Consider the following 4,614-nt stretch of genomic DNA (forward strand, 5'->3'; position numbering starts at 1 on the left):
CCTTGGCCCCGACGCCCCGTGCACGGCTCGGCAGCCGACCTCGACCACAGACAGCAGAAAGGGAAGTGACCATGGGATACGCCCATGAGTACGCGACCGCGGTGATGCGGCGGGGCAGGATCCCCATGGAGCCCGCCGACTTCGTGCCCAACTGGTCCGACCGCCCCCGCAAGGGCAAGCTCTTCCCCGGCGCCTCCGTCCTGCCGCTGCCCGACGGCGGCTGCGCGGACGACGCCACGCTCGGCCGGGGCCTGTTCGGGCCCCGCGGCACCGGCGCGTTCAGCCTGCCGCTGCTCGGCGCGATGCTCCGCGACTCCTACGGACTGACCGGCCGCCGGCTCGCCGTCCAGGCCAACAGCGACCTCGGCTCCCTGCCGTTCCACACCCACGCCAACTGGTCCCGCGGCACCTCCTCCGGCGGCGGCCTCTACCCCATCGGCATCCACTGGATCAGCGGCGCGAGCGGCCCCCTCGCCCCCGGTGTCCACTACTACGACACCCCGCGCAACGCCTTCGCCAGGACCCTGTCCGGCGATGTCACCGGAGAGGTGCGGGCCGCCCTCGGCGATCTCGAAGAGGCCGCGGGGACCGACCAGTTCCTGGTGCTGGGCGTGACGTTCTGGCAGAACGCCTTCAAGTACAACAGCTTCTCCTACCACGTCGTCACGATGGACATCGGCGCCCTCCTCCAGACCTGGCGCATGTGGGCCCGCGCGCACGGGCTGCACATCGGCGCCGCGCTGTGGTTCGACGAGCCCCGCCTCGGCCGGGTGCTCGGCCTTGACCCCGAGGAGGACGGGGTGTTCGCGGTGGTGCCGTTGACGTGGGAGAAGACGGCCGAGGACGACACGGGCAAGGAGGCCGCCCCGGCCACTCCCGGTGCCCGGGTCCGCCAGGTCCCCGACGAGCGGTCCCGGCGCGTCCTGACCTTCCCGACCGTGCACGCGATCCACGCGGCCACCCTGGAAGGCGCCGCCGACCGCCCGGCGCCCGGGACGCTGGACCCCGCGCTGGTCACCCCGCCCGGCCCCGGTGAGCGCGTCGCACTGCCCGCCCCGCTCGCACTGGAGGCGACCGTACGCCGGGCGCTGCGCGAACGCCGCAGCAGCTTCGGCCGGTTCACCGCCGCCGCCCCGCTCGATGCGGCCCGGCTGTCCGCCGCGCTGGCCGCGGCCGTCGCCGCCGGCACCCTTGACACCGACGCGGAGACGCCCGGCGCCGCACCCCTCACCCGGCAGTACGTCTTCGTCAACCACGTCCGGGGCATCGCGCCCGGCGTCTACGAACACGACCGGGAGACGAACGAGTTGGTCCTGATGAAGCCCGGCGACTTCGGCGGCTTCCTCCAGGAGAACTACTTCCTCGCCAACTACAACCTGGAGCAGGCCGCCGCGGTCCTTGTGCCCGCGGCCCGCACCCACACCGTCCTCGACACGGTCGGCGACCGGGGCCTGCGGCTGGTCAACGCCGTCATCGGCGCCACCGCGCAGGCCGTGTACACCGCCTCCTCGGCCGCGGGCATGGGCTGCGGTGTCGCGCTCGGCTTCGACTGCGTCTCCTTCGCGGAGGAACTCGGCCTCGCCGAGCGGGGCGAGATCCCGCTGCTCGTGGTGATGATCGGCAACGAGGCCCCCCACCCGGCCGGTTACCACTTCGACATCGTGGCCCCATGACCCGAGGACCCCGCCCCGCCCCCGGGGCGGCCGCACACCCCACAGGAAAGGGGGAGGGCGTGAGCCCGACCGCCACCACCCCGGCCGAGGACGTCCCCGCGCAGGACGGCCCGGGGCCCGACCCCTCGGTCGCACCTACCGGCACCCCGGCCGCGAACGCGTCGGCCGTGTCGCACGGGAACACCCCCGCCGGACCCGCGAGCCCGGCCCTGCACCACCGCTTCATGCTGCGCGTCTCCGGCCTCCCCGTGGACACCGCCCTCGCCCTGCGCGCCCCCGAAGCCGCCGACTGGGCCGTGCGCACCGCCGCCGAGCAGGATCGGCTCGCCGCGCTCGGCGCCCGGCTCAGCGATCCGCTCTCCGCCGCGGTGGGCGCAACCGACGACGCGGTGCTGCGCCGCCGGCTGCTCGCCCTGCGCCGCCAGGTGTTCAACAACCGTCTGCCCGGGGACCTTTCGGCCGCCCGCGCGCTCGCCGAGGGCCTCGGTGGGGACACCGGCGCCGATCTCGCCGAGTGGCTGGAGGCCCGGGTCCGCTGGGAGGAGCTGCGGGCCGAGGGCGAGTCGGTGCTCGCCGCCGGGTTCGGCCGCACCCGCGCCGCGCTGCGTGAGCTGGCCCTGGATGACCGGCTGCGCCGGGGCCTGCTGCTGGCCTCGCCCACGCTGGAGGAACGCCTCGACGCGTTCGCCGCAGACCCGGCGCCGGTACCGGGCAAGCGCGCCCGCAAGATGGAGCGCTCCCTGCTGTCGTACGTCTACCGCACCGCCTGCAAGACCAGCCCGTTCAGCACGCTCACGGGCGTCGCCGTCGGCCGGTTCGAGGACGAGGACGAGGGGGACGGTACGGCGCTCACGCGGGTCGGCGACGACTGGAGCGGCCACCCCCGGCTGAACGTCGTCGCGCTCGCCCGCCTCGCCGAACTCGTCGCCGCCGACCCCGCGCGCCGCGCCGACCTGCCGGTCGCCCTGGCCTCCGGCTGGAAACTGGACGAGGACCGCATCCGCTATGTCCAGCGGGCCGTCACGGCGGGCGACGACAGCGCCGCCGTCAGCTTCGACGCCGCCCAGGACCGGCTGTTCTTCCTGCGCCGCCAGGGCACCCTGGACGGCATGCTGGCCCTGCTGCACGACCACGAAGGACCGCTCAGGTACGGCGAGTTGGCGCACTGGCTGGCCGAGACCACCGGGGCCGGCGCGGAGGAGGCCGAGCACTATCTCGCCGCCCTGCGCGACCTCGGCATGCTCCAGCTCCCGGGCCTCGCCACGGGCGTGCACAGCGGCGACCCGGTGCGCGCCTTCCAGCGCTCGCTGCGCGCCCTGGACCGGCCGTGGGCCGAGGCGCTCGCCGCCCGCCTGGACGGCCCCGCCGACCTCCTGGCCCGCTTCCCGGCGGCGGACATCCCCACCCGCCGTACCCTGCTCGGCGCACTGCGGACGGAACTCCTCGCGCTCCAGAGCGCATTGGGGGCCGAACGGCCGTCACTCCCGCAGACCCTCGTCTACGAGGACGTCTCCGCCGGGACCACCACCGCCGACCTCGCCGAGTGGACGCGGCTCGCCGAGGGCCCGCTGCGTTCGCTCGGGCGGCTGCTGCCCGCCTTTGACGTGGCGCTGCCCCAACGCCTCACCCTCAAGGGCTTCTTCCTCGCCCGCTTCGGCCGCGGCGGACGCTGCGACGATCTGCTGCGCCTGGTGCACGACTTCCACGAGGACATCTTCCGGCAGTACCTCCAGTTCACCTCCGCCAAGGACGACTTCCTGCCGGACGGCAGCCACGCCCCGGAGGAGAACTGGCTCGGCCTGCCCGAGATCACGGCGCTGGACGGGGCCCGCGCCACCTTCACCGCCCGCATGCGCGAACGCTGGGCGGAACTCCCCTGGGACGCGGAGGAGTTCGTCCTGGACGACGCCCTCACCGACGAGGTCGCCGAAGCCCTCGGCGGCGCCGCCCCGGCGTTCCAGCCGCACAGCCACTTCCTCCAGCTGGCCCGCCGCGACGGCGACCCCCTGGTCGTCCTCAACGACTCCTTCGGCGGCCTCTGCTTCCCCTTCACCCGCTTCACCCACTGCTTCGACGACCCCGAAGGCCCCGGACTGACCGCCGCCATCCGCGCCGAGCTGCACCAACTGCTGCCGCCCGACGCCGTGTTCGCCGAGGTCACCGCAGGCTCCGCGACCACCAACCTGAATCTGCACGGCCGGTTGACCGACCATGAGATCGTCTGCCCCGGCGAGACCAGCTCGGCGCCCGAGGAAGCCCGCCTCCACCTGGACGACCTGTACGCCGTGCACGACGAGACCACCGACCGGCTGCTGCTGCGCTCGCGCCGCCTTGACCGCGAGGTCGTCCCGCTCTACCTCGGCTACCTGGTGCCCATGGTGCTGCCCGAGATCCCGCGCACCCTGCTGCTGTTCTCCCCGACCGCCCGCCCCAAGCCGGACGTCTGGCGCGGCGTGCCCGCGGGACCCGAGCACGACGGAGTCACCCGGCGCCCCCGCGTCCGCCACCAGGGCCTCGTCCTCCAGCGCCGCTCCTGGACCGTCGCCGACGGACGCCTCCCGCTGCGCACCCCGGGCGTCACCGACGCCGACTGGTACCTCGGCTGGCACCGCTGGCGCGTCGAACACGGCCTGCCCGAGCGGGTGTTCGCCACCGTCCACGAGGAGCGCGAGGGCGAGGGGGCCGGCGGCTGGTTCGGCAGCGCCAAGCCCCAGTACGTCGACTTCGCGAGCCCGCTCTCCCTCACCGGACTCGAAGGCCTCCTCGCCGGAAAACGCGCCCGGACCGTGTTCGAGGAGATGCTGCCCGGCGAGGACGAGCTGCACGTCACCTCGCCCCGCGGCCGCCATGTCGCCGAACTCGCCGTAGAGATGCTGCCCGCCCCGGCCGGCCCGCACCGGAAGGACGAAGCCCGATGACCGCACCCACCCCCGCCGTGGAC

Annotated in this window: 2 protein-coding genes; both read left to right on the forward strand. The window is 74.4% G+C overall.

Annotated elements, in window-relative coordinates:
• Positions 1-71: 71 nt before the first annotated feature.
• Positions 72-1,673 (forward strand): nitroreductase family protein, encoded by a 1,602-nt coding sequence (locus CCN72_RS21260; protein ID WP_086808894.1) that lies wholly within the window; start codon positions 72-74, stop codon positions 1,671-1,673.
• Positions 1,674-1,732: 59 nt separating this feature from the next.
• Entirely contained in the window at positions 1,733-4,591 is a 2,859-nt protein-coding gene (locus CCN72_RS21265) for a lantibiotic dehydratase (protein ID WP_341868886.1), read from the forward strand.
• Positions 4,592-4,614 lie beyond the last annotated feature (23 nt).

Origin of the sequence: Streptomyces murinus (assembly GCF_002154555.1) — a bacterium.
GTDB lineage: Bacteria > Actinomycetota > Actinomycetes > Streptomycetales > Streptomycetaceae > Streptomyces > Streptomyces murinus.